Source organism: Curvibacter gracilis ATCC BAA-807 (assembly GCF_000518645.1).
GTDB lineage: Bacteria > Pseudomonadota > Gammaproteobacteria > Burkholderiales > Burkholderiaceae_C > Curvibacter > Curvibacter gracilis.
The window spans coordinates 47,965-71,842 of record NZ_JADZ01000004.1; the positions used below are offsets into that span (position 1 = coordinate 47,965).

The following is a 23,878-nucleotide window of genomic DNA, read 5'->3' on the forward strand; positions in this document are numbered from 1 at the left end:
AATTTGTCTTTTTATTTACAACCGATTTTTCAGGGATTGCATTTGGTAAGTTGCAATTAATCGGTAATTTTTTATCAAAAAATAAAAAACACAATAAAAACAATGACTTGTCGCTATTTCGAAAATCGTCTATGGATTGGATGATTTCGATGGATAGGCCCGAGTTAATGCCTCGAAACTGACGTGGTCATCAAGACGGGAGCGCCCAACTGGTTGTGTCAACCCTGGCGCGTATCACTTGAATACCTACCAACTAGGGGCCATGAAATGAGTCGGAAAATCAAAGTCGTCACGGTATCGGGCAGCGTTCAGCGTCCATCCAGAACGCTGGTGCTGGTCGAGCAATTGATCGCCGCGCTGGTGGACCAGGTGCCCATCGACCTGCACCTCATCGAGGTCGGCAAGCTGGCCGCCCAACTGGGCCCGGCCCTGTACCGCAGCCAGTTGCCTGAGGCCGTCGAGGCCGAGCTGCAAGCCATCGAATCGGCCGATCTGCTGATCGTGGCCAGCCCGGTGTACCGCGGCTCCTACACCGGTCTGTTCAAGCACCTGTTCGATCTGGTCCAGCAGGACGCGCTGATCGACGTGCCGGTGCTGCTGGCGGCCACCGGCGGCAGCGACCGCCATTCCCTGGTCATCGATCACCAGCTGCGCCCCCTGTTCAGCTTCTTCCAGGCGCGCACCGCCCCCCTGGGCGTCTACGCCAGTGAGCAGGATTTCACGGGCTACGAGGTCTCCAGCGCCGCACTGCGCGAACGCATCGCGCTCGCTGTGGCGCGCGTCATCCCTTTGATCACCGTGCCGGCCGCCAGCACCACGGGGGCCGGTGCGCCCTCCAGCGCTCTGGCGGCGTGACGCGCAGGCCCCCATCACCCGGGCGAACCCGCTCCTGACCTTTTCCATTTTCAACAGGCTCTTCCCATGACCACAGCCAAGAAACGCATCATCCTGAACGCCTTTGACATGACCTGCGTCGGCCACCAGGCAGCCGGCACCTGGCGCCACCCTTCCAGCCAGGCTTCGCGCTACAACGATCTGGAGTACTGGACCAACCTGGCCATCGAGCTTGAACGTGGCGTCTTCGACGCCCTGTTCATCGCCGACGTGGTGGGCGTCTATGACGTGTACCGCGGCTCGGCAGAGGGCGCCCTGCAGGACGCGGCCCAGGTGCCGGTGAACGACCCGTTTGGCGCCATCTCCGCCATGGCGGCCGTCACCCAGCATGTGGGCTTCGGCATCACGGCGGCAGTCACTTTCGAACACCCCTACCTGCTGGCCCGACGCCTGTCCACCCTGGACCACCTGACCAAGGGCCGGGTGGCCTGGAACGTGGTGTCGTCCTACCTGGATTCGGCGGCACGCAACATCGGCCTGGACAAGCAGATTCCCCATGACGAGCGCTATGACCTGGCCGAGGAGTACATGGAGGTCATCTACAAGCTGTGGGAAGGCAGCTGGGAAGAGGGCTCGGTGCTGCGCGACAAGGAGCGTGGCATCTTCACCGACCCCACCAAGGTGCACCCCATCAAGCACGAAGGCAAGTACTACAAGGTGCCGGGCTTCCACCTGACCGAGCCCTCGCCGCAGCGCACACCCGTGATCTTCCAGGCCGGCGCCTCCACGGCCGGCCGGGCCTTTGCCGCCCGCCATGCCGAGGCCATGTTCATCCTGGCCACCAGCCCGGAATCGGCCCGGGTGCTGACCGACAAGATCCGGGCCGAGGTGGCCGCCGCCGGGCGCGAGCCGGATGCGCTCAAGATCTTCACGCTGCTGACCGTCATCACCGGGCCCACCGACGAGGCCGCGCAGCGCAAGCACGAGGAGTACCTCTCTTACGCCAGCCCCACCGGGATGATGGCCTTGTACGGCGGCTGGACCGGCCTGGACTTTGCCTCGCTCGACCCCGACACGCCCCTGAAGGCGGTGGAGAACGACAGCCTGCGCACCACGCTCGAATCCCTGGCGGCCGACGGCAAGGAATGGACCGTGCGCGAGGTGATCCGCCAGCGCTCCATCGGCGGCCTGGGCCCGGTGCTGGTCGGTGGCCCGCAAAAGGTGGCCGACGAGCTGGAGCGCTGGGTGGATGTCGGCGGTGTCGATGGCTTCAACCTGGCCTACGCCATCACCCCCGCCTCGACCACCGACTTCATCGATTTCGTGGTGCCTGAATTGCGCAAGCGGGGTCGCGTGCAGACCGCCTATGCACAGGGCACGCTGCGCGAGAAGCTGCTGGGCGACAAAGACGGCAAGACCCGCGAGTCCCACCCGGCCACGCATTGGCGCCGTCACTACGTCGGCAAAGAGAGCGTCGCCGACGCCAGCGGCCCGGCCGCATCCTGGGCTTGAGCCCTTGCACTGAGGCACACCATGTCCAGCGCCCCCCTGACCCCTGAACGGCCGCCCCATGGGGCGGGCCCGGTGCTTGAGCTGCAAGGCATCGACCTGTCCTTTGGCGGCATCCACGCCCTGCACGGTATAGACCTGAGCGTGGCGGCGGGCGAGATCCGCGCCATCATCGGCCCCAACGGCGCCGGCAAGAGTTCGCTGGTCAATGTGATCAGCGGCCTGTACCGGCCCAGCCGGGGCCAGGTCTGGCTGGCGGGGCATGCCTACGCCCACGTGCCCACCGCGCGCCTGGCCCAGCTGGGCGTGGCGCGCACCTTCCAGAACCTGGCCCTGTTCCGCGGCCTCAGCGTGCGCGACAACATCGCCCTGGGCCGCGTGGAGCACACCCGCTCCACCGTGGCCGAGCAGGTGCTGGGCATCGGGCGGGCGCGCCGCGAGCTGCTCGATGCGCGCGAGCGCGCCGCCGAGGTGATCGACTTCTTCGGCCTGGGCGAGATCCAGCAGCGCCTGGCCGGCACCTTGTCCTATGGCCAGCAAAAGCGGGTCGAGCTGGCCCGTGCCCTGGTGGCCCGGCCGCAACTGCTGCTGCTCGACGAGCCCCTGGCCGGCATGACCGTGAGCGAAAAGGCCCACATGGCCCAGCTGATCCGCGCCGCCCGTGACAAATGGGGCACCACCATCGTGCTGATCGAGCATGACATCGGCATCGTGCTCGGCCTGTCCGACCGCGTGGCGGTGCTGGACTACGGCCGCAAGATCGCCGACGGCACGCCGGCCGAGGTCAGTGCCGACCCCGCCGTGATCGACGCCTACCTGGGCGTGGCCCATGAAGGCGACGAAGCCGAGGCCCCGGCCTCCGAACTGCCCCTGGCGGAGGCTGCGTGATGGACGGCTTTGACTTCTCCTTTTTCGTCGAAGTGCTGATCGGCGGCCTGCTGTCGGGCGTGATGTATTCGCTGGTGGCCATCGGCTTTGTGCTGATCTACAAGACCTCGGGCGTGCTCAACTTTGCCCAGGGCGCCCAGCTGCTGTTCGCTGCGCTGACTTTTGTCAGCCTGACCGAACGCGGCCTGCCCATCGCAGCGGCCTTGCTGATCACATTTGTCGTGATGCTGCTGCTGGGCCTGCTGATCGAACGGACCGTGCTGCGCCCGCTGGTCAACCAACCGCCCATCACGCTGTTCATGGCCACGTTGGGCCTGTCCTATGTCATCGAAGGGGTGGCCCAACTGCTTTGGGGCACCCAGGTGCACGAGCTCAAGCTGGGCATTGCCGACGAGCCACTCGAGTTCGCGGGCGTGCTGGTGTCCAGTTTCGACCTGTTCGCGGCGGGCACCGCAGCGGTGATGGTGGGCCTGTTGTCGGCCTTCTTCCGCTACACCCACATCGGCCTGGGCTTCCGTGCGGTGGCCGACGACACCTTTGCCGCCCTGGCCGTGGGGCTGCGCCTGCCCCGCATCTGGGCGGCGGTGTGGGCTGCGGCCGGCGTGATCGCGCTGGTGGCCGGTCTGCTCTGGGGGGCTCGGCTGGGGGTTCAGTTCTCGCTCTCGCTGGTGGTGCTCAAGGCCTTGCCGGTGCTGGTGCTGGGTGGCTTCGATTCCATCCTGGGCGCCATCGTGGGCGGCCTGATCGTGGGCGCGCTGGAAAAGCTGGCCGAGGTCTACCTGGGCCCCTTTGTGGGCGGCGGCATCGAGGGCTGGTTTGCCTATGTGGCCGCACTGGCCTTCCTGCTGGTCAAACCGGGCGGCCTGTTCGGCCAACGCCTGGTGGAAAGGGCTTGATTCATGAATACCGCCGTTTCTTCCTCTGTCGCCTCCAGCCCGGTGGGCCGTGTGCTGCCCGGCACGCTGTCCAGCCTGCCGCGCTGGCCTGTGTGGGCCACGCCGCTGGCCGGGCTGATCATCGCCTACGGTCTGATCCCCTGGCTGGCCACCGACTACTGGTTTGACGCCATCCTGATCCCCTTCCTGGCGCTGTCGCTGGCGGCGGTCGGCCTCAACCTGCTCACGGGCTATGCAGGCCAGCTCTCGCTGGGCTCGGCTGCCTTCATGGCGGTGGGCGCCTTCGCGGCCTACAACTTCAACCTGCGCCTGCCCGGCCTGCCCCTGCTGGTCAGTGTGGTGCTGGCCGGTCTGGTTGCCACGCTGGTCGGGGTGGCCTTCGGCCTGCCCAGCCTGCGGCTGCGCGGCTTCTACCTCGCGGTGTCCACCCTGGCGGCCCAGTTCTTCGTGCAATGGGCCCTCACCAAGTTCGGCTGGTTCAGCAACAACAATGCCTCGGGCGTGATCGATGCACCCCGCCTGGTCGTGGCCGGCCTGGCGTTCGATACGCCGGTGCTGCGCTACGTGTTTGCCCTGTCCATCGTCAGCGTGTTGACGGCCCTGGTCTGGCGGCTGGTGCACACCCCCACCGGGCACCACTTCATCGCCATCCGCGACAACGAGCTGGCCGCCCGCGTCACCGGCGTGCCGGTGTTGCGCACCAAGCTGCTGGCCTTTGCGATCTCGTCCTTCGTGATCGGCGTGGCGGGCGTGCTGTGGGGCTTTGTCTACCTGCGCACGGTGGAACCCGCGGGCTTCAACCTCGACCGCTCGTTCCAGATCCTGTTCATCATCATCATCGGCGGCCTGTCCACCATCCGGGGCGCCTTCCTGGGCGCGGCCCTCATCGTGGTGTTCCCGCTGCTGCTGTCGCGTCTGGGGCAGTTCCTGTTCGGCGGCTGGTTCGACTCCGGCGTGCTGGACCTGAGCCAGCGCATCGTGCTGGGCCTGGCCATCGTCGGCTTTCTGATCGCCGAACCCCAGGGCCTGGTGGCCTTGTGGAGCCGCGCCCTGGCCCGCACCGGGCGCCTGCTGGCGCGGCGCACCCGGGCCCCGGCCCAGGCCACTTCATGAGCCCGCCGCACCAAGCACCCTCTGCCTTCAACCCTTTCCTGTTTTCTTCATCCAACCCAAGGAGTTTCTTTCTCATGTCCATCCGCAAATCCCTCAAGTTGGCGCTGCTCGCAGGCGCGCTGGCGCTGGGCGCCGTCACGCAGGTGCAGGCCCAGCAACAAGAGCAGTTCTTCCCCTTGCAGAGCTACCGCGTCGGCCCCTATGCGGCAGGCGGCACGGGCTTCTTCGGTGGCTTCATCGACTACCTCAACCTGGTCAACACCCGCGAAGGCGGTGTGGGCGGCGTCAAGCTCACCTGGGAAGAGGGCGAAACCCAGTACGAGGTGGAGCGCGGCGTCGAGGTCTATGAGCGCCTCAAGACCCACCCGGGCATTGCCACCTGGAACCCGCTGTCGGTGGGCATCGCCTACGCCCTGCTCGACCGTGTCACGGCCGACAAGGTGCCCCTGATCACCATCAACCACGGCCGCACCGACACCACCGACGGCCGCGTGTTCAAGTACATCTTCCCGCTGCTGCTCAACCCCTACAGCGAGACCTCGGGCATCGTGAACTACATCGGCTCCAAGGAAGGCAGCCTGGACAAGCTCAAGGGCAAGAAGATCGTGGTGCTGTACCACGGCTCGCCCTACGGCAAGGAGACCATCCCGATCTATGAGCTGCTGGCCAAGAAGTACGGCTTCACCGTGCAGCAGATCGAGGTGCCCCACCCGGGCAACGAGCAGCAGTCGCAGTGGCTGTCCATCCGCCGTGCCAAGCCCGACTACGTGGTGCTGCGTGGCTGGGGCGTGATGAACCCGGTGGCGCTCAAGACTGCGCAGAAGGTGGGCTTCCCGGCCGACCACATCGTGGGCAACGTCTGGTCCAACTCCGAAGAGGACGTGATCCCGGCGGGCGATGCCGCCAAGGGCTATGTGGCCATCACCACCGTGGCCGCCGGCGCCCAGTACCCGGTGATCCAGGACATCACCAAGCAGCTGTATGAGCAAGGCAAGGGCAATCTGCAGGACCACAAGCGCATCGGCAGCGTCTACCACAACCTGGGTGTGCTCAACGGCATCCTGAACGTGGAGGCGATCCGCATCGCCCAGGCCAAGTTCGGCAAGCGCACCCTCACCGGCGACGAAGTGCGCTGGGGCCTGGAGAACCTCAAGATCGACCAGGCCCGTGCCGCGGCCCTGGGTGCCAAGGGCCTGTTCCATTCCATCAACGTGAGCTGGGACAACCACGAGGGCGACGGCCTGGTGGCTTTCCAGCAGTGGGATGGCAGCAAGTGGAAGGTGGTGTCCGACTGGATCGCCCCGGATTGGAAGCTGCTGCGCCCCATCATCGAAAAGTCTTCCCTGGCCTACGCCAAGGAAAAGAACCTCAAGGTTCGCAAGAGCATCGACGACTGACCTCACAGGTGACCTCATGACACAGACCACCCAGACCCCTCACACCCCCAGCATCCTGGGCGCCGAGTACGAGGCCATTGCTGCCAAGTACCGCCCCATCTTCGACCGCATCCGTGCCACCGCGCTGCAGCGCGAGCAGCAGCGCGAACTGGGCGCCGAGCCCATCCGCTGGCTCAAGGAGGCGCGCTTCGGCGCCTTGCGCGTGCCGGTGGCCTTTGGCGGCGACGGCGCCACGCTGCCCCAGCTGTTCCAGATCCTGGTGGAGCTGTCGGAGGCCGACTCCAACATCACCCAGGCGCTGCGCGGGCACTTTGCCTTCGTGGAGGACCGGCTCAACGCACCGCGTGACGCAGCCAACGAGGTTTGGCTGCGCCGCTTTGCGGCCGGCGACCTGGCCGGCAATGCATGGACCGAGGTGGGCGACGTCGCCATCGGCGACGTCATCACCCGGGTCTCGCAGAAGGACGGGCGCTGGGTGGTCAACGGGCGCAAGTTCTACAGCACCGGCAGCATCTTTGCCGACTGGGTCGATCTGTATGCCCGCCGTGACGGCGACAACCTCGACGTCATCGCGGCGGTGCGGGCGCGCCAGCCCGGCGTCACCCACAAGGACGACTGGGACGGCTTCGGCCAGCGCACCACCGGCAGCGGCACCTCGATCTACGAGAACGCCGATGTGGACGAAGAAAACATCTTCCCCTTCGCCAGCCGCTTTAAGTACCAGACGGCCTTCTACCAGCTGTTCCACCTCTCCACCCTGGCCGGCATTGCCCACGCCATCACCCGCGACGCCGCGCAGCAGGTGCGCGACCGCCGCCGCATCTTCAGCACCGGCAATGCCCCCTCGGTGGCACAAGACGTGCAGGTGCAGCAGGTGGTCGGCGAAGTGGCCGCAGCGGCCTATGCCGCCGAAGCCACCGCCGTGCGCGCCGCCTTTGCCGCCCAGCGTGCCTATGACACGCACTGGGCCGGCGACGCCGAGGCCGAGCGCCAGGCCAACATCGAGGCCGAGCTGGAGTCGGCCCAGGGCCAGGTGGTGATCTCCGACCTGGTGCTGCGCGCAGCCACCCAGTTCTTCAATGCCCTGGGCGCCTCGGCGGCCAGCAGCAGCAAGTCGCTGGACCGCCACTGGCGCAACGCCCGCACCGTGGCCTCGCACAACCCGGTGATCTACAAGGCCCGCATCATCGGTGACTGGCGCATCAACGGCACCGAGCCGCCCTATGTCTGGCAGATCGGCGCCGGCCCGGCCAAGGCCTCCCCGTCCGAGCCCGTCAAGGCGGCCTGAAAGGGACGAGCATGAGTGATTCGACACCGCTGCTCAGCATCGCCTCGGTCGAGGTGACCTACCAGAACGCCATCGTGGCCCTGCACGATGTCAGCCTGTCCGTGCGTGCCGGCGAGATCCATGCCTTGCTCGGGGCCAATGGTGCCGGCAAATCCACCACGCTGAAGGCGGTGTCGAACCTGTTGCCCGCCCAGCGCGGCCAGGTCACGGCAGGTCGCATCCATTTCGATGGCCGCGACGTGTCGGGGCTGAGCCCCTCGCAACTGGTGCGCCAGGGCCTGGTCCAGGTGCTGGAGGGGCGGCATTGTTTCCCCAGCCTGTCGATCGAGGAGAACCTCATCACCGGCGCGCTGGGGCGGGGGGCGCGATCTTCCGAGATCGCGGCCGACCTCGAGAAGGTGTATGCGATCTTCCCCAAGCTCAAGGCCCTGCGGCGCAACCCGGCGGGCCTCACCTCGGGCGGCGAGCAGCAGATGGCCGTGATCGGGCGCGCCCTGCTGGCGCGGCCCCGCCTGCTGGTGCTCGATGAGCCCTCCATGGGCCTGGCGCCCCTGGTGGTGCAGGACATCTTCCGCCAGCTGCGCCGACTCAACCAGAGCGAGGGCCTGAGCATTTTGGTGGCCGAGCAGAACTCGGCCGTGGCCCTGCAGTACGCCGACAGCGCCACCGTGCTCGATGCCGGCAACACCGTGCTGAGCGGGCTGGCCCAGGACCTGCGCCAGCGCCAGGACATCCAGCATTTCTATTTCGGCCAGGGTGTAGCCCAGGCCGAGGCGGCATGAACCCGGCCAGACCTGCCGTGCCGCAACTTCCAGCCGGACCCCGCAGCGCGCGGCTGGGGGTCGGCTTTTTTCAGTGAATTCAACAACGCATCATGTCCCAATCCTCCTCCGTGGCCCTGCCCACCGATGTCCTCGTCCAGTCCCTGGCCAAGCTGTTTGCCGAGACCGCCGTCGAGCGCGACGCCCGCGGCGGCACGCCCAAGGCCGAGCGCGATGAGCTGCGCCGCAGCGGGCTGTTGTCGCTGTCCATTCCCAAGGCCTATGGCGGCCAGGGCGCCAACTGGGCCAGCGTGCTGGACACGGTGCGCCAGTTCGCCCAGGTGGACAGCTCGATCGCCCATGTGTATGGCTTTCACCACCTGCTGCTGGCCACGGTGCGCCTGTTTTCCCGCCCCGACCAATGGGAGCCCTGGTACGAGCAGACCGCGCGCAACAACTGGTTCTGGGGCAATGCGCTCAACCCCCTGGACGATCGCACCACGGTGCGCCGCTTCGGCCATTGGGTCGAGTTTTCGGGCAAGAAGAGCTTCTGTTCGGGCGCGCTCGACTCCGAGATCCTGGTCGCCTCGGGGCTGGACGAGCAAAGCCGCAAGCTGCTGATTGCGGCCATTCCCACCGCGCGCGCCGGCATCACCCTCAACGACGACTGGAACAGTTTCGGCCAGCGCCAGACCGACAGCGGCAGCGCCCTGTTCGAGAAGGTGCGGGTGGAAGAAAACGAACTGCTGCTGCAGCCCGGGCCGCTGTCCACGCCACGCTCGGCCCTGCGCCCGCTGCTGGCGCAGCTGATCTTCGTGCACATGTTCCTGGGCCTGGCCGAGGGGGCGTTTGCCGAGGCACGCCACTACACGCTCAATGAGTCGCGAGCCTGGTTCAAGTCACCGGCGGCACGCGCCAGCAAAGACCCCTACACCCTGGCCCATTACGGTGAGTTCCAGGTCGGGCTGGAGAGCGTGCGCCTGCTCGCCCGGCATGCCGTCGCCGTGTTCGACGAGGCCTGGGAGCAGGGCGATGCCCTCGATGCCGCGGGCCGTGGCCGGGTGGCGATCGCCGTGGCCACAGCCAAGGTGGCCTCGACCCGGGTGGGCCTGGAGGTGGCCAGCCGCCTGTTCGAGACCACGGGTGCGCGTGCCACCCATGGTGCGCTGCGCTTTGACCGCTTCTGGCGCAACCTGCGCGTGCAGACCCTGCATGACCCGGTGGACTACAAGCTGCAGGAGATCGGCGACTGGGTGCTCAACGGCGATCTGCCCCAGCCCTCTTTCTATTCCTGAGCGAGCGCAGCCATGGCAACCCTTCCCGTCTGGCCCCCACCTCAGGGCAGCCCCAGCAGTGACCACGATGTGGTCGACTGGATCTTCGAAGACCCGCGCTCCAAGGCCTTGCTGGCCGAGGTCGAGCAGGTGGCGCCCAGCGACGCCAGCGTGCTGATCACGGGCGAGACCGGCACCGGCAAGGAGCTGATCGCCCGCCGCATCCACAGCCGCAGCCCGCGCCGCCACGGCCCCTTCGTGGTGGTGAGCTGTGGTGCCTTCTCCGATGCGCTGGTGGATGCCGAGCTGTTCGGCCATGAGAACGGCGCCTTTGCCGGCGCCTTCGGCTCGCAGCCCGGCTGGTTCGAAGAGGCGCACGGCGGCACCATCTTCCTTGACGAGGTCAACGACCTGCCGCTGTCGGTGCAGAACAAGCTGCTGCGCGTGCTGCAGGAGCGCGAGATCGTGCGCCTGGGCGGGCGCAAGCCGATTCCGGTCGACCTGCGCATCCTGGCCGCCACCACCGTCGACCTGCAGGAGCTGGTGGCGCAAAAGCGCTTCCGCAAGGACCTGTACTACCGCCTCAACGTGGTCAGCCTCAATGTGCTCACGCTCAAGGAACGGCCGGGCGACATCGTGCCCCTGGCGCGCTACTTCATCGACCACTACAGCCGACGCCTGGGCTACCCGCGGGTGGCCCTGAGCCCTGAGGCCGAACGGCTGCTGGTCGAGTGCGCCTGGAGCGGCAATGTGCGCGAGCTGGAAAACGTGATCCACCGCACCCTGCTCCTCAGCGAAGGGCGCGAGCTCGATGCCGGCAGCCTGCGCCTGGCCAACCGCAGCCACGCCCCAGCGCCCGAGCCCACCCCGGCACCCTTGCAGGCCACCACCCCGGCACCATTGCAGGCACCTTTGCATGCGCTGCCGCAGCCCCACATCCCCGAGTTGGTGGAGCGCCAGCAGGAGGCCTCGCGGCTGCAAGCCGCGATACGCCAGCTGTGCGAGACCGGTGTGCTCGACGTCTACCAGGTGGTCGAGGACGCGCTGTTCCGCGAGGTCTTCCGCTACTGCCATTACAGCCAGAGCGACGCCGCCCGCGTGCTGGGCGTGAGCCGCAACATCGTGCGGGCCCGCCTCATCCGCCTGGGTGAGGTGGGGGCGCCGCGCAAAACCTCGGAATCCGATGACGATTCCTCCAAGGACTTCACATGAGTTTGAACATCTTCTGGTTCCTGCCCACCTCGGGCGACACCCGCTATCTGGGCAAATCCGATTTCGGGCGCGCGCCCACGGCGGCCTACCTGCGCCAGATCGCGGTCACGGCCGAGAACCTGGGCTACGACGGCCTGCTGATCCCCACCGGCAGCTCCTGCCTGGACCCCTGGGTGGTGGCCGCCGGCCTGGCCCCCGTGACCCAGCGCATCAAGCTGCTGGTGGCCCTGCGCACCTCGCTGGGCAACCCCACCGCCTCGGCCCGTCAGGCCGCCTCGCTGGACCAGGCTCTGGGCCCGGGCCGGCTGCTGCTCAACGTGGTGCCCGGCGGCGACGCGGCCGAGCTGGAGGCCGACGGCATCTTCTATGACCACGACGCCCGCTACGCCGCAGGCGACGAGTTCCTCACCATCTGGCGCCGCGTGCTGCAGGGTGAGCAGGTCGACTTCGAAGGCCGCTACCTGCGTGTGCGCGGCGCCCGCAACTTCCATGCGCCCGTCAGCCAGCCGCACCCGGCGCTGTACTTCGGCGGCTCGTCGCCGGCAGCCCACGAACTGGCGGCCAAGCACGTGGACGCCTACCTCACCTGGGGCGAGCCACCGGCTGCCGTGGCCGAGAAAATCGCCGACGTGCGCGAGCGGGCCGCGCGCCATGGCCGCACGGTGCGCTTTGGCGTGCGCCTGCACGTCATCGTGCGCGAGACCAGCGCCGAGGCCTGGGCCGCGGCCGACCGCCTGATCAGCCACCTGAGTGATGAAGACATCGCCGCCGCCCAGCGCAACTACGCCAGCATGGACTCGGTGGGCCAGCGCCGCATGGCCGAGCTGCACGGCGGGCGCCGTGACCGGCTGGTGGTGGGCCCCAACCTCTGGGCCGGCGTGGGCCTGGTGCGTGGCGGTGCGGGCACCGCCCTGGTGGGCAACCCGCAAGAGGTGCTGGCGCGCCTGCAGGAGTACGCCGACCTGGGCGTGGACAGCTTTGTGCTGTCGGGCTACCCCCACCTCGAAGAGGCGATCCGCTTTGCCGAGCTGGTGTTTCCGCTGTTGCCCGGCAAGGCACCTGTCACCCTGCGGGACCAGGCTGTGACCGGGGGCGTTTTTGACAACCGTGCCCAGGGCGAGGCCTTGTCTGGCGCCCAAGCCCCTCAGCCTGTCGGGAGTGCGGCATGACCCCAGCATCAGCCAACCAGAGCACCATCCAGAGCGCCACCCGCGTGCACGCCAGCGGCCACCGCGTCATCGACATGCGTTGCCGCCCCGCCTACCTGCATGATTTCTTCGGCAAGACCCCGGGTTCGCCGGGCGAGGATTTGGCGCGCTGGCTCAACCGCCGCGTCGGCACCCGGGGCGACGATGCGCATTTCGTGCGCTCGCGCACCCCCCAGGGCTTTCTGGACGAGGTGCGCGACGCCGGCCTGGCCCATGCGGTGGTGGTCGGGCGCCACACGCCCGGGCAGCACCTGCCCAACGACACCATCCACGGCATCGTGCACGGCCACCCCGAGCTGATCGGCATCGGCGCGGTGGACCCGGTGCTGCAAGGCAGCGAGGCTGCCCTGGCCGAGGTGGAGCGCGCCGTGCGCAGCCTGGGCCTGGCCGGTATCGACCTGGAGCCCGGCTTTGGCGAGCCCGCACGCCACCCGGACGACCCGGTGTACTTTCCGGTCTACGAGCTGGCCCAGCAGCTGGGGGTGCCCGTGTTTCTCATGAGCGGGCCCACCACCCCCGATCTGCGCTACAACGACCCGGCCCCGCTGGCCCGCGTGGCCCAGGCCTTTCCGCGCCTGCCCTTGGTGGTCTACCACGGCTATTGGCCCCAGGTGCAGCAGGCCATCGGTGTGGCCTTCCGCTACGACAACGTGTTTCTGGTGCCCGACATGTACCTGTTCCAGCCCGGCAGCCAGGCCTATGTCGAGGCCGCCAACGGCTTTCTGGGCGACCAGCTGCTGTTCGGCTCGTCCTACCCCTTCCGGCCCATCGGCCAGACCGTGGACGACTTTCTGGCGCTGGGCTTCAAACCCTCGGTGCTCGACCGGCTGCTGTACGGCAACGCGGCAGCGCTGCTGGGCCTGGGCTGAGGGCCTTGCCACAGCGGCGTGCCGGGCCTTGTGGCGGCTCATATGCATATCGGAAAAACCGGCTTGGTGGCTGAGGGCGGGCTCCCTAGACTGGCGCTCCTTTCAACCCTTACCGAGTGAGCCCGCCCATGCGTCGTCAGCTGTTCCGCCAAGTCCTGTCCCTGCTGCTGGCCTGCACCGCCTTGTCCGGTGCGGCCGCCCATGCCGAGGCGGTGCCCGATGAGGTGCGCTTTGCCTATGCAGGCGGGCCGCGGGTGTGGATTCTGGGCAAGATCGACGGCGCCTTCGACAAGGCCTTCGGCGCCCGGGTCAAGTGGGTGCCCTTTGCCTCGGGCGCCGACGTGCTGACCCTGTTTGCCGCCAAAGAGATCGACATCGCCCGCTTCGGCTCCAGCCCGGCCGCGGCCGGCATCGCCCGCAAGCTGCCGATCGAGGTGATCGGCGTGCCCGAAGTGATCGCCACCAGCGAACGCCTGATCGCCCGCCAGGGCATTGCCAGCCTGAAGGACCTGGAAGGCCGCGCCGTGGCCTACCCGGCCAACTCGACCGCGCAGTACGCCTTCGAGGTGGCGGTGAAGCTGGCCAAGGTCGACCGCAGCAAGATCCGCACGGTCACGCTCAAGCCGGCCGAGATCGTGTCGGCCTGGAAGCGCGGCGACATCGATGCCGCCTATGTCTGGGGCCCCTTCACCCAGGAGCTGGAGGCCGGTGGCGGCAAGGAGATCTTCGCCACCCGTGACCTGCAGAAAGACGGCGTGCTGATCTTCAACAACTTCGTGGTGCGCAAGGAGTTCGCCGACAAGTACCCCGAGCTGGTGGTGAAGTTCCTGCGCGTGTTCCAGGACAAGGTCGACCAGTACAAGAAAGACCCCGAAGGCTCGGCCGCAGCCATCGCCAAGCACCTCGACATCCCGCTGGAGACGGCCCGCAGCACGCTCGCCGGCCTGCAATACCCCTCGCTGGCCGAGCAGCTGACCCCGGCCTACATCGGCCATGACGCCAGCAAGGCCAACTCGCGCATCGCCCGGGCCTACAAGGACACGGCCAACTTCCTGGCCGAGATCGGCGAAGTGCGCCGTGGCGACATCCCGGACAGCTACGCGCCCTACCTCAACACCCAGTACCTGCAGCGCGCTGCGGCCGGCAAGTGAGCCTGGAATCACTGTCCGCTGGGCCTGCCTTGCCCGAGCAGGCCGGCCGCACCCGTCATCGGGCAGGCTGGCGCCTGGCTGTCGGCCGTGCCTGGCCGGGCCCCAAGGCCCGCATCAGCCTGGCCGCCGTGGCCCTGGTGCTGACGCTGTGGCAGCTGTCGGGCAGCCTGCGCTGGATCGATCCGCTGCTGCTGCCCCCGCCCAGTGAGATCTGGGTGGCGGCGCAAGAGCTGCTGCAAAGCGGCTACCGCCAGACCCCGTTGTGGCAGCACGTGGCCATCAGTGCCGGGCGGGCCGTGGCCGCCTTTGTGGTGGCCATCGCCGTGGGCGTGCCCCTGGGCCTGGGCATGGGCCGCTGGCCCACGCTGGCCGCCGTGTTCGACCCCTTTGTGCAGTTTCTGCGCCCCCTGCCCAAGATCGCGCTGATCCCGCTGGTCATCGTCTGGTTTGGCATTGGCGAGGGGGCCAAGTTCTTTCTGATCTTCATCTCCAGCTTTCTCAGCATCGTGGTGGGTGCTGCAGCAGCGGCCCAGGGCGTGAGCCAGGCCCGCATCCGCGCCGCCCAGACCCTGGGCGCCTCGCCGCGCCAGGTGTTCAGCCACGTGCTGCTGCCCGATGCGCTGCCCGGCATCTTCACCAGCGTGCGCCTGTCGGTGGGCATCGGCTGGACTTCGCTGATCGCGGCCGAGATGGTGGCCGCCAATGCGGGCCTGGGCTGGATGGTCATCAATGCCGGCACCTACCTGCGCACCGATGTGGTCTTGCTGGGCATCGTGCTGCTGGGCCTCACCGGCTACCTTTTCGATGCCCTGCTGCTGCTCGCGCAGCGGCGCCTGGTGCCTTGGGCGGGGCGTGACGCATGAACAAACTTCGCTCTGATTCATCGGCCGCCCCGGCTTCTGCCCGCATCTCCTTGCAGGGGGTCAGCAAGCGCTTTGCCGGCCCAAGCGGCCAGGGTGCCGGGCACCTGGTGCTCGACCAGGTGTCGCTGTCGCTGGCGGCGGGCGAATTCGTCTGCCTGCTGGGCCCATCGGGCTGCGGCAAATCAACGGTGTTGAACCTGCTGTCGGGCTTCGAGCGGGCCGACCAGGGCCGGGTGCAGCTCGATGGCCGCCCCATCACCGGGCCGGGCGCCGAGCGCGGCATGGTGTTTCAGCAGCCCACGCTGTTCCCCTGGTTGTCGGTGGCCGACAACGTGGCCTTCGGCCCACGCATGGCCGGCTGGCCACGCGATCGTCTGCAGGCCGAAACCCGACGCCTGCTGGCGCAGGTGGGCCTGGCCGACTTTGGCGCGCACTTTCCGTGGCAGCTCTCAGGTGGCATGCGCCAACGCGCCGCCCTGGCCCGGGCCTGGATCCTGCAGCCCGAGATCCTGCTGATGGACGAGCCCTTCGGCGCCCTCGATGCCCAGACCCGGCTGGCCATGCAAGAACTGCTCACCCGCATCTGGCAGCAAGAGCGCACCACCGTGCTCTTCGTGACCCACGATGTGGACGAGGCCCTGTTCCTGGCCGACCGGGTGCTGATCATGTCCACCCGCCCGGGGCGCATCGAGGAAGACCTGGCCGTGCCCTTCGAGCGCCCGCGCACCTTCGAAGACCTGGTGGCCGAACCCGACTACGGCCGCCTCAAGCGGCGCATCCTGAAGGCCTTGCGGCATGGCGAGGCGGGGGCCGCACCCCGCGATGCCGACACCGAAGCCCAGCCCCTGCCTCGCGCCGCCTGAGGCGGCCCGGGCGGTGGTGTGTCTGCCCTGAAGCGGGCAAGGCGTTGCCTGCCGCCCTTGAAGGTCACGCGGCTCGGGCGGTTTTCAAGGCACTGCGCGCACAGAGCACGCGCACAGCAGAAGCGTTTACCGCCGCAGTGGATTCGTGGCTGATGGCTCTGCGGCCCTGGTGTTTGGTATCGAGGGCCCACCCATGCGAAAGGTGCTCAGGCCTGGAGGCTGGCCGGGCGGGGAGATGCGGGGGCAGAATGGGGCCAGGAGCAGTCGTTCCTTGTTGGCCGTCCACTGAGCAAAGCCAGACGCGTGCTCACTGACAACTATCAGGGCCAGAATCGTCCAAACCAGTCCTCCCAAGCTCTACTTCATGAAGTTCGACACACTGCCTCGTCAATGTCTTGTGGACGAGATGCTCCAGATCCGGGTGCTGGGGCTTCGTGCCGGCGAACGGATGAACCTGAAGCTGTGGAGTTGCTTTAGTGATGTTGTGTGGCGGTCCGAGGCGGTCTTCCTCGCAGACTCCTACGGTGTCGTGGACCTGAGCACTCAAGCGCCTGTTTCCGGCTCATACACGGGCGTCGACCCGATGGGGCTCTTCTGGTCCCGCGCCCCAGTGTCTTCCGAGCTCGCCAAAGGCTACGAGGGCCAGAGCATGGACCCGCTCACGGCAACGCTTACCGCAGAAACGAACGACGGCGCGCCGCCAATCTCTCAAGCTATCAGGCGTGTCTACATGGACGAACGGGTTTTGTCGAGGGAGGTCCGAGAAAGGGGCCTCGTCGGCAAGATGTTTGAACCCAATCGACCCGGCCCCCAGAGCGCAGTCCTTGTGGTCGGTGGTTCCGGCGGGGGATTGGCCTGGTCCCAGGAGGCGGCGGCGCTGCTGGCATCACGGGGCTACGCTGCCCTAGCCCTCGCATACTTCGGCGCCGAAGGCCTGCCGCCTACGCTCGACCGCATTCCGCTCGAATACTTCGGCACGGCCTTGGACTGGCTGAAAGAACAGCCTGGCATCGCGGCCGACCAGATCGCGGCAATCGGTGTGTCGCGAGGCGGAGAGTTGGCCTTGCTTCTCGGTGCGACGTTCCCTGAAATACGGGCCGTCGTCGCGTATGTGCCCAGCGGCATTCTCTGGCCTGCGTACCGCTGAAAGCGGACATGGAGCCTGGACTTCACGTGGGCAGGAGCTTCCTTACGCTAGGACGCTGACCTATGAGCAGTGGGACGAGGCGCTCGCAACCGGCAACGCACGAGAAGGTAGTTTCGATTGGTACTTCATCCCCTTGAAGGATGCCGCGTATGCGAACAGGGCATCAATCCGGGTGGAGAACATCAACGGACCTGTGCTGATGATTAGTGGCGTCGACGACAAGGTTTGGCCGTCTACCGGACTGACGGAGTTCGCTGTCGAGCGCTTGAAACGACTCGGATTTCGCTATCTGGTCAAGCATCTGGCTTACGCAGATGCGGGACACAGCATCGCTTGGCCAAACGGCCCAACGACCATGCTCAAGTCGAAGCATCCGGTATCGGGCGAAGAAATGGACATGGGTGGAACGCCAGAGGGGACTGCACGTGCGAGACAAGATTCATGGCCTCGAATGCTTGAGTTCCTGAGCCATGCACTTGGGGGCCGTTAACCGTTTCTCTGGTCTATTTGCATCATGGATCTATCGCATCTCAATGACCGATTTGGAGCAGGCTCAATGACCGCTCAGGGTGGCGGTCAGTCGAGCGCAGCGCAGAATTTCCAAGCTTCAGCCTATCCGCACCACCATTTATGAATATTGAGCAAGCGCAGCCGTTGGACGTGCCCGGAATCGTGTGTGTTCTGCTTGAGGCAGAGCAATGGCTGGCCAGGGATGGCAAAAGTCTCTGGTCAGCAACCGAAATCGGTCCGGAGCGTGTTCTACGAGACGTAGGCGCAGGGCTGTTTCACGTCGCCCGAGATGGCCTGCAGTTGGCTGGTGTTGTGAAGTTTGAATTGGAGGATGCCTATTTCTGGCCGGACGTACGGGCGGGGAGTTCTGCTTTCGTTCACAAGCTGGCTGTACGCCGAGAATGGGCAAAACTCGGCGTATCCACCGAATTACTGTCTTACGCACGAATTTTGGCCGAGCGAGCTGGACGTGCTCACCTTCGACTCGACTGTATGGCAGACCGTGAAGGCTTGAGGAACCTCTACGAGGGCTTTGGCTTCACGCTTCATAGCATCATTCGGAAAGGAAGCGCTTCGTATGCGCGGTACGAAATCCAAGCGTCCTCCAGCTAGAACCGCGGATGGCAACTTCCCGCGCCGCGCTATATCGGCTCCGGACCCACCAGCACCCTCCGACGTCGGGCAGAATCCGGCCAGAAGCAGCCCCCACCTGACGGTGTATTGCACCACGAGCCAGCCACTAACGCTCACTTTCGACTGCCGTGTTCGAAGACTATTTTTCCCTTCAACTTGCGTTCTCGAAGCAGTACGCATCCAAATCCCGCGTGGCTTTAAGTGAAGCGATAGACCGCTGCACCAACCTGCGACGTCGATTTGGTTTGACCGGACCGAACGGGGAAGGCCCTTGGCGAACTTTTCTCGCTTGCGTCGACCAATCAGCCACAGACAGAGACGATGCTGTTCTATCTATGTGTTCGAAGCTCTACGCTGACAGACCCGTGGTCAGCCAGGGTCCAGCCTTCGGTTGTTTCTCGTACGACCCACCGAACACATCAGGAATTCTCCGGCTGCACTTCGTTCCCCCAGAGAGCGTCGAAGCCAGTCCGCTGGCATCAGCGAACGTTGAGGCCAGGTTGAGCGAACTTCGAATGATGTTCGAGCACATCCGTCGCCAAGAGCGCCATGCGACCGTCGTCATGGGCATCTCTTGGCTGTACAACATCGAAGCCTACAAGCGCTTGTTTCCCGAAAGATATGTCGAATCCGTGCGCACTCCCGCGTTTTCAGTTCACCTGAATGGAACTTCGACCTGGGGGCAGGTGCTCGACTGGCGCCAGGCCGTGAAGCCAGCGATGCGAGGCTCTATTCTGGCCCGCTTGTCGGACTTGCGAGTTGAGGCGCCTTGGGCAGTTTTCCCTTATCGAGCGCTTGTCGCGAACTGTGAAATGGCGGTCTTTCACGACTATTTCACCTGAAATCATGACCGCTATGGGCGTCGCCGGCTGGCCGCTCTGGGCCCTGAGCGGAAGCTCAGGTCAGCAAGAAACGGGGTTCAACGCCCCCCCAATCTCTGTGTCCATATCCGACTGGATGCCTTAGTGGGCCGTTCTATTGGCTATCGAGGTGACGCACATTCTTCGCAGTGCTTTGGCAAATACCAGACGAATCGCTTCTCGACTTCGTAAGCGTTTTTCTGTTCTTCTGCGGTGAAGACAAAGGAGCGAGTGCACAGCCTGCACTTACAACGTATGCCCTCATATTCCGTTGCATCCTCGTCGTAGTGCCCCGTCGTGCGTTGACTTCGGCGACACCATTGAGAGCGATCTATCGAGATGGTCATGTCGGGTGACTTTGTCAGGGGCTGCTTCTGGCCGTTCTCAGACATCGTGCCCGGTGCCTACGCGTCACCGCCGATGAGTACGTGGTTTTCATGGCGACCTTCGCCCAAGACGAAGTAGGTGGTTCCAACCCTGTTGTAACCCTGGCGAGCATAGAAGGCGATGGCTTGGGCATTTTGAGCATTGACCGACAGCCACAGCGGGGCGGCGGCTTTCTCGCGTGCCTTGGCTTCTGCGGCTTCGAGCAGTGACCTGCCGATGCCCTGACCAATAAAGTGCTCTTGAACATAGAGCGTTTGTAGCTCAACTGTCGACTTGGCAATGGACGGACACGAGGCACCAAACCTAACAGCGGCAAAGCCCACGAGCCACTCCTGGAACTCGCCAACGAGGATGTGGGACTGAGGTTCAGTCAGGCGCACGGCAAACCGCTCAACCGTGAGTTCTGACAGGACGTACTGGGCAACCTCGGTGTTGACGCCGTTGGTGCAGTAGGTGTGCAGCCAGACCTGGGTTGCCAAGACAGCGAGGCGATCGGCATCGCCAGGCCGCCCGGCCCTAATTTGAAGCCCATGACGCATAAAGTGATGTATCCCGCAAGACCAGCAGAATAAACAGGACCATGCGGGATATTTCGGACACTGATTTCCCCTGGAAGTGTTTTGCAGTATAGGTTTGCAAGGAATGGCCTGTTTAGACTGTTGAAGCACGAGCAGAACGGATCGTATGGAGGTCAACAGGCCGCTCCCGGCCGCTATCAGCCATCCTAACCGGAGGTGAAAACGTGAGGCGAGAGGCTTGAATCGCGGGTAGGAGAAGCCTCCGGCGGTATTGACCAGGCTGCGCACCTTCGGGGTGTGACCACCCGAAAGCCGACCTTTCACAGGAGATATTCCCGGGCACTCGCGCATGGAGCCCCTAGGCCCGTTGATGAATTCAGAACGCAATCAGAACAGCTCAGCGTCAACCGAATCTCAACAGCGGGGCTCGGCCTTCGGCGCTTCAAAAAAAAGGCCGCCGCTGGCGGCCCTGGGTTCAGGCGGCAGCCGCAGCGGGTGCGGCCGGCACGGTGCCAAACCCCCGGATATCGGCCACGAACTGGCGTGCCCGTGGGTGCTGGGGCTGGCTGAAGAAGGCCTCAGGCGTGGCCCGCTCCAGCACCTGGCCGGCGTCCATGAACAGCACGCGGTCGGCCACCTCGCGGGCAAAGCCCATTTCGTGGGTCACCACCAGCATGGTCATCCCGTCGCGTGCCAGGTCGCGCATCACCTGCAGCACCTCGCCCACCATCTCGGGGTCGAGGGCGCTGGTGGGTTCGTCAAACAGCATCACGGGGGGGCGCATGGCCAGGGCGCGGGCGATCGCCACACGCTGCTGCTGCCCGCCCGACAGCTGGCCTGGGTAGGCATCGGCCTTGTGGCGCAGGCCCACGCGCTCCAGCAGGGCCAGGGCCTGCTCGCGGGCCTCGGCCGGTTTCAGCCGGCCCAGGTGCACCGGGGCCAGGGTGCAGTTCTGCAGCGCCGTCAGGTGCGGGAACAGGTTGAACTGCTGGAACACAAAGCCGATGCCCGAGCGGAACTGGTTCACGTCCAGGCCTGCGCGGTGGATGTTCTGCCCCTCCAGGTGGATCTCACCCTGCTGGATGGGCTCGAGGCGGTTCAGCGTGCGGATCAGGGTGGATTTGCCCGAGCCCGAAGGCCCGCATACCACCACCACCTCGCCACGGGTAATGTGTTCGTTGACATCGACCAGCGCCTGGTAGGCGCCGAACCATTTGTTGACGTTCTTGAATTCGATCATGAAGAGGCTTTCTGCGCCGCGCCCTGGGCCGGTGCCGCCAGGCGGCGCTCCAGCACAAAGGCCAGCCGTGACAGGCCGAAGCACAAGACAAAATAGGTGAGGCCCAGCAGGCAGTAGATCTGCAGCGGCAGGGTGAACACCAGGGTGTTGATCTGGGTGGCGATGAACGACACCTCGCTCAGGCCGATGATGTAGCCCAGCGAGGTCTCCTTGATGCTCGACACCAGTTGATTGACCAGCGAGGGCAGCATGTGGCGCAGCGCCTGCGGCAGGATGACCAGGCGCATGGCGCCCAGGTAGCTCAGGCCCAGCGAGCGCGAAGCCTCGAACTGGCCCTTGGGCAAGGCCTGGATGCCGGCGCGCACGATCTCGGCCAGGTAGGCGCCGTCGAAGATCGCCAGGGCGATCAGCATGGTGCTGAACTGGTCGGTCTTGTGCCCGGTCACGCTGGGCAGGAAGAAGTAGGCCCAGAACACCACCATCAACAGCGGTGTGCCCCGCACCACGAACACCAGCGCCGTCACGGGCCAGCGCAGCCAGGGCCAGGGGCTGACCCGGCCCAGGCCCAGCAGCAGGCCGGCGGGCAGGGCCAGCACCAGGCCGCTCACGGCCAGCAACACGGTCAGCGCCAGGCCACCGAGCGGGCCCTCGGGGTAGCGGCCGACCAGAAAGTACAGCCAGTAGGTATCCACCATCTCGAGAAAGCTCATGCGGTCCTCGTCGGAAAGCGGTGGTGGTAGGCCAGCGCCAGGCCGGTGATCAACAGCGACACGCTGAGGTAGCTGGCGGTGGCAAAGGCAAAGGCCTCGAAGCTGCGGAAGGTGGCGGTCTCCACCTTGCCGGCCTGGTACATCAGCTCGGCCGTGCCGATGACGGTGGCGATGCTGGTGTTCTTCCAGAGGTTCAAGGTCTGCGACAGCAGGGGCGGCACGGTGATGCGCAGCGCCTGCGGCAGCACCACCAGGCGCATCGCACCCAGAAAGCCCAGGCCCAGCGCGCGCGCAGCCTCCAGCTGCACCGCCGGGATGGCGCGGATGCCGCTGCGGATGTCCTCCGACATGAAGGCCGCGGTGTACAGCAGCAGGGCCACCACGGCGGCGATGGCCTCGAAATTGTGGTTGTACAACCATTCCTTGGCTGGATCGGGCAGGAACTCGGGGGCGCCGAAGTACCAGAACAGCATGTGGGCCAGCAGGGGCACGTTGCGGATGCCCTCGACCAGGGCGGTGGCGGCCCAGCGCAGGGGCGCAAAGCTGGCCAGGCGGGCCAGGGCGATCAGCACGGCCAGGGGCAGGGCCAGCACCAGGGTGACGCCCAGCAGCTGCAGCGACAGCAGCAGACCGGCGAGCAGCATCTCGTGGTAGGGCCCGGTGGTCAGAAGTTGCAGGTCAAAGGATGGCATGGCCTGAAATGGAAAAAAGTCATGTGCAGGGGATGAAAGTGCGAGAACCCATGTAGCAACGGGGCAGGCGCCTGGGCGCCTGCCCCGTGAGCCTGCTGTCACACAGGTCGGCAGCAGTTCAGTTCAGGGTGTGTGCTGAAAGGCTTCAGCTTTCCACCTTGTCCGAATCGATCTTGAAGTTGCGCTTCTGGAACTTCAGGCGGGTGTCCGGGCCGTACCACTTGAAGAACAGCTTTTCGGCTTCGCCGCTCTTTTCGAGTTCACGCAGGGTGTCGTCGATGGCCGACTTCACGCCGGCTTCGCCCTTCTTGATGCCGATGGCCAGGGGCTCGACGTTCAGGTTCTGCGGCAGGATCTGGTAGTCCTTGCCGGCGGCGCCCAGCTTGGCGTGGTCGGCGATCAGCGAGGCTTCGTCGTTCACATAGCCCACGCCCTTGCCTTGTTGCAGGGCCTGGAAGGCCTGTTGCGTGCTCTCGAACGTCACCACGTCGGCGGTGGGCACGGCGCGGCGCAGGTTGGGCTCTTGCGTGCCGCCCTTGACGGTCACGACCTTCTTGCCGGCCAGTTCGGCCACGTTGTTGATGCCGCTGCTCTTCTTGACCAGCACCTTGGAGCCGGTCACGAAGGTGGTCAGCGAGAAGTCGATCTGCGACTCGCGCTCTTTGTTGTGCGTCAGCGAGGCGGCCAGGATGTCCACATGGCCTTGCTGCAGCTCAGGAATGCGCGCAGCCACCGCCACTTGCTTGAACACCGGCTTCACGCCGATCTTCTTGGCAATGGCCTGGGCCAGGTCGATTTCATAGCCGATGAATTCGCGGGTCTTGGGGTCGACGAAGCTGTTGGGTTCGTCAATGCCCAGCACGCCGATCACGATCTCGCCCTTCTTGCGGATGTCGGCCAGTTGGTCGGCGTGTGCCACCGAGCTCAGCAAGGTGGTGGTCGCCAGGATGGCGGTGGAAATGAAAGCGCTCAGACGCATTGTTGTGTTCTCCAGAGAGTCTTGGTTTGGATCACTGTCGACACATCTGCATGCCCTCATGCGGCACCGTGTGTCA

General features: G+C 65.7%; 24 protein-coding genes. 19 read left to right on the plus strand and 5 right to left on the minus strand.

Annotated features, from left to right (window positions below):
• Positions 1-267: 267 nt before the first annotated feature.
• The 19 genes from msuE (at position 268) to L880_RS34080 (ending at position 19,258) form a co-directional block, all read left to right on the plus strand.
• Entirely contained in the window at positions 268-855 is a 588-nt protein-coding gene (gene msuE, locus L880_RS0100235; protein ID WP_027473957.1) for an FMN reductase, read from the plus strand.
• A 66-nt stretch (positions 856-921) separates the two neighbouring features.
• Positions 922-2,346 carry an LLM class flavin-dependent oxidoreductase gene (locus L880_RS0100240; RefSeq protein WP_027473958.1) on the plus strand — a complete coding sequence of 475 codons (1,425 nt, stop codon included), beginning with the start codon at positions 922-924 and terminating at the stop codon, positions 2,344-2,346.
• A 21-nt stretch (positions 2,347-2,367) separates the two neighbouring features.
• A complete protein-coding gene (locus L880_RS31020) occupies positions 2,368-3,231 on the plus strand; it encodes an ABC transporter ATP-binding protein (protein WP_084460839.1) in 864 nt (287 codons plus the stop codon).
• Complete coding sequence (locus L880_RS0100250; protein WP_027473959.1) at positions 3,231-4,127, plus strand: branched-chain amino acid ABC transporter permease; 897 nt, start codon at positions 3,231-3,233, stop codon at positions 4,125-4,127. The genes L880_RS31020 and L880_RS0100250 overlap by 1 nt, the downstream gene beginning before the upstream one ends.
• A gap of 3 nt (positions 4,128-4,130) precedes the next feature.
• Entirely contained in the window at positions 4,131-5,240 is a 1,110-nt protein-coding gene (locus tag L880_RS0100255; protein ID WP_084460841.1) for a branched-chain amino acid ABC transporter permease, read from the plus strand.
• Positions 5,241-5,314: 74 nt separating this feature from the next.
• A complete protein-coding gene (locus tag L880_RS0100260) occupies positions 5,315-6,637 on the plus strand; it encodes an ABC transporter substrate-binding protein (protein WP_027473961.1) in 1,323 nt (440 codons plus the stop codon).
• Between the two features lie 16 nt (positions 6,638-6,653).
• Entirely contained in the window at positions 6,654-7,925 is a 1,272-nt protein-coding gene (locus tag L880_RS0100265; protein WP_027473962.1) for an acyl-CoA dehydrogenase family protein, read from the plus strand.
• Positions 7,926-7,936: 11 nt separating this feature from the next.
• Positions 7,937-8,707 (plus strand): ABC transporter ATP-binding protein, encoded by a 771-nt coding sequence (locus tag L880_RS0100270; protein WP_027473963.1) that lies wholly within the window; start codon positions 7,937-7,939, stop codon positions 8,705-8,707.
• A gap of 92 nt (positions 8,708-8,799) precedes the next feature.
• Entirely contained in the window at positions 8,800-9,981 is a 1,182-nt protein-coding gene (locus L880_RS0100275; RefSeq protein WP_027473964.1) for an acyl-CoA dehydrogenase family protein, read from the plus strand.
• Positions 9,982-9,993: 12 nt separating this feature from the next.
• Entirely contained in the window at positions 9,994-11,172 is a 1,179-nt protein-coding gene (locus tag L880_RS0100280; RefSeq protein ID WP_027473965.1) for a sigma-54 interaction domain-containing protein, read from the plus strand.
• Positions 11,169-12,341 carry an FMNH2-dependent alkanesulfonate monooxygenase gene (ssuD, locus tag L880_RS0100285; RefSeq protein ID WP_027473966.1) on the plus strand — a complete coding sequence of 391 codons (1,173 nt, stop codon included), beginning with the start codon at positions 11,169-11,171 and terminating at the stop codon, positions 12,339-12,341. Before L880_RS0100280 ends, ssuD begins: the two co-directional genes overlap by 4 nt.
• On the plus strand, positions 12,338-13,249 hold the full coding sequence (locus tag L880_RS0100290; protein WP_084460843.1) for an amidohydrolase family protein: 912 nt from the start codon (positions 12,338-12,340) through the stop codon (positions 13,247-13,249). Before ssuD ends, L880_RS0100290 begins: the two co-directional genes overlap by 4 nt.
• Positions 13,250-13,377: 128 nt before the next feature.
• Positions 13,378-14,400: a taurine ABC transporter substrate-binding protein gene (locus tag L880_RS0100295; protein WP_027473968.1), complete on the plus strand. Its 1,023-nt coding sequence runs from the start codon at positions 13,378-13,380 to the stop codon at positions 14,398-14,400.
• A complete protein-coding gene (locus L880_RS0100300) occupies positions 14,397-15,263 on the plus strand; it encodes an ABC transporter permease (protein ID WP_245614849.1) in 867 nt (288 codons plus the stop codon). The genes L880_RS0100295 and L880_RS0100300 overlap by 4 nt, the downstream gene beginning before the upstream one ends.
• Entirely contained in the window at positions 15,260-16,126 is an 867-nt protein-coding gene (locus L880_RS31025) for an ABC transporter ATP-binding protein (RefSeq protein WP_051442906.1), read from the plus strand. Before L880_RS0100300 ends, L880_RS31025 begins: the two co-directional genes overlap by 4 nt.
• A 364-nt stretch (positions 16,127-16,490) precedes the next feature.
• Positions 16,491-17,273 (plus strand): acyl-CoA thioesterase/bile acid-CoA:amino acid N-acyltransferase family protein, encoded by a 783-nt coding sequence (locus L880_RS31030; RefSeq protein WP_084460845.1) that lies wholly within the window; start codon positions 16,491-16,493, stop codon positions 17,271-17,273.
• Positions 17,236-17,763: an acyl-CoA thioester hydrolase/BAAT C-terminal domain-containing protein gene (locus L880_RS36770; RefSeq protein WP_084460847.1), complete on the plus strand. Its 528-nt coding sequence runs from the start codon at positions 17,236-17,238 to the stop codon at positions 17,761-17,763. The genes L880_RS31030 and L880_RS36770 overlap by 38 nt, the downstream gene beginning before the upstream one ends.
• 140 nt (positions 17,764-17,903) lie before the next feature.
• Positions 17,904-18,395, plus strand: a complete 492-nt coding sequence (locus tag L880_RS34700) for a GNAT family N-acetyltransferase (RefSeq protein WP_084460848.1) — start codon at positions 17,904-17,906, stop codon at positions 18,393-18,395.
• 536 nt (positions 18,396-18,931) lie between these two features.
• The gene (locus L880_RS34080; protein ID WP_019572788.1) at positions 18,932-19,258 is read left to right on the plus strand and encodes a hypothetical protein; all 327 of its coding nucleotides are present in this window, start codon (positions 18,932-18,934) and stop codon (positions 19,256-19,258) included.
• A 422-nt stretch (positions 19,259-19,680) separates the two neighbouring features.
• On the opposite strand, the gene L880_RS35380 is transcribed toward L880_RS34080, so the two are convergent.
• From L880_RS35380 to L880_RS0100340, 5 genes are all read right to left on the minus strand, one after another.
• Positions 19,681-20,142: a GNAT family N-acetyltransferase gene (locus tag L880_RS35380; RefSeq protein ID WP_245614850.1), complete on the minus strand. Its 462-nt coding sequence runs from the start codon at positions 20,140-20,142 to the stop codon at positions 19,681-19,683.
• Positions 20,143-20,656: 514 nt separating this feature from the next.
• On the minus strand, positions 20,657-21,421 hold the full coding sequence (locus L880_RS0100325) for an amino acid ABC transporter ATP-binding protein (RefSeq protein ID WP_027473972.1): 765 nt from the start codon (positions 21,419-21,421) through the stop codon (positions 20,657-20,659).
• Positions 21,418-22,131: an amino acid ABC transporter permease gene (locus L880_RS0100330; RefSeq protein ID WP_027473973.1), complete on the minus strand. Its 714-nt coding sequence runs from the start codon at positions 22,129-22,131 to the stop codon at positions 21,418-21,420. Before L880_RS0100330 ends, L880_RS0100325 begins: the two co-directional genes overlap by 4 nt.
• Complete coding sequence (locus tag L880_RS0100335) at positions 22,128-22,823, minus strand: amino acid ABC transporter permease (RefSeq protein ID WP_027473974.1); 696 nt, start codon at positions 22,821-22,823, stop codon at positions 22,128-22,130. The genes L880_RS0100330 and L880_RS0100335 overlap by 4 nt, the downstream gene beginning before the upstream one ends.
• Positions 22,824-22,968: 145 nt before the next feature.
• The gene (locus tag L880_RS0100340) at positions 22,969-23,802 is read right to left on the minus strand and encodes an ABC transporter substrate-binding protein (RefSeq protein ID WP_027473975.1); all 834 of its coding nucleotides are present in this window, start codon (positions 23,800-23,802) and stop codon (positions 22,969-22,971) included.
• Positions 23,803-23,878: the final 76 nt, after the last annotated feature.

What these genes read in the sequence shown, in the direction of transcription:
- msuE (WP_027473957.1), top strand. Translation starts at nt 268, where the DNA reads ATGAGTCGGAAAATCAAAGTCGTCACGGTATCGGGCAGCGTTCAGCGT.
- L880_RS0100240 (WP_027473958.1), top strand. Translation starts at nt 922, where the DNA reads ATGACCACAGCCAAGAAACGCATCATCCTGAACGCCTTTGACATGACC.
- L880_RS31020 (WP_084460839.1), top strand. Translation starts at nt 2,368, where the DNA reads ATGTCCAGCGCCCCCCTGACCCCTGAACGGCCGCCCCATGGGGCGGGC.
- L880_RS0100250 (WP_027473959.1), top strand. Translation starts at nt 3,231, where the DNA reads ATGGACGGCTTTGACTTCTCCTTTTTCGTCGAAGTGCTGATCGGCGGC.
- L880_RS0100255 (WP_084460841.1), top strand. Translation starts at nt 4,131, where the DNA reads ATGAATACCGCCGTTTCTTCCTCTGTCGCCTCCAGCCCGGTGGGCCGT.
- L880_RS0100260 (WP_027473961.1), top strand. Translation starts at nt 5,315, where the DNA reads ATGTCCATCCGCAAATCCCTCAAGTTGGCGCTGCTCGCAGGCGCGCTG.
- L880_RS0100265 (WP_027473962.1), top strand. Translation starts at nt 6,654, where the DNA reads ATGACACAGACCACCCAGACCCCTCACACCCCCAGCATCCTGGGCGCC.
- L880_RS0100270 (WP_027473963.1), top strand. Translation starts at nt 7,937, where the DNA reads ATGAGTGATTCGACACCGCTGCTCAGCATCGCCTCGGTCGAGGTGACC.
- L880_RS0100275 (WP_027473964.1), top strand. Translation starts at nt 8,800, where the DNA reads ATGTCCCAATCCTCCTCCGTGGCCCTGCCCACCGATGTCCTCGTCCAG.
- L880_RS0100280 (WP_027473965.1), top strand. Translation starts at nt 9,994, where the DNA reads ATGGCAACCCTTCCCGTCTGGCCCCCACCTCAGGGCAGCCCCAGCAGT.
- ssuD (WP_027473966.1), top strand. Translation starts at nt 11,169, where the DNA reads ATGAGTTTGAACATCTTCTGGTTCCTGCCCACCTCGGGCGACACCCGC.
- L880_RS0100290 (WP_084460843.1), top strand. Translation starts at nt 12,338, where the DNA reads ATGACCCCAGCATCAGCCAACCAGAGCACCATCCAGAGCGCCACCCGC.
- L880_RS0100295 (WP_027473968.1), top strand. Translation starts at nt 13,378, where the DNA reads ATGCGTCGTCAGCTGTTCCGCCAAGTCCTGTCCCTGCTGCTGGCCTGC.
- L880_RS31025 (WP_051442906.1), top strand. Translation starts at nt 15,260, where the DNA reads ATGAACAAACTTCGCTCTGATTCATCGGCCGCCCCGGCTTCTGCCCGC.
- L880_RS31030 (WP_084460845.1), top strand. Translation starts at nt 16,491, where the DNA reads ATGAAGTTCGACACACTGCCTCGTCAATGTCTTGTGGACGAGATGCTC.
- L880_RS36770 (WP_084460847.1), top strand. Translation starts at nt 17,236, where the DNA reads ATGTGCCCAGCGGCATTCTCTGGCCTGCGTACCGCTGAAAGCGGACAT.
- L880_RS34700 (WP_084460848.1), top strand. Translation starts at nt 17,904, where the DNA reads ATGAATATTGAGCAAGCGCAGCCGTTGGACGTGCCCGGAATCGTGTGT.
- L880_RS34080 (WP_019572788.1), top strand. Translation starts at nt 18,932, where the DNA reads ATGATGTTCGAGCACATCCGTCGCCAAGAGCGCCATGCGACCGTCGTC.
- L880_RS0100325 (WP_027473972.1), bottom strand. Translation starts at nt 21,421, where the DNA reads ATGATCGAATTCAAGAACGTCAACAAATGGTTCGGCGCCTACCAGGCG.
- L880_RS0100330 (WP_027473973.1), bottom strand. Translation starts at nt 22,131, where the DNA reads ATGAGCTTTCTCGAGATGGTGGATACCTACTGGCTGTACTTTCTGGTC.
- L880_RS0100335 (WP_027473974.1), bottom strand. Translation starts at nt 22,823, where the DNA reads ATGCCATCCTTTGACCTGCAACTTCTGACCACCGGGCCCTACCACGAG.
- L880_RS0100340 (WP_027473975.1), bottom strand. Translation starts at nt 23,802, where the DNA reads ATGCGTCTGAGCGCTTTCATTTCCACCGCCATCCTGGCGACCACCACC.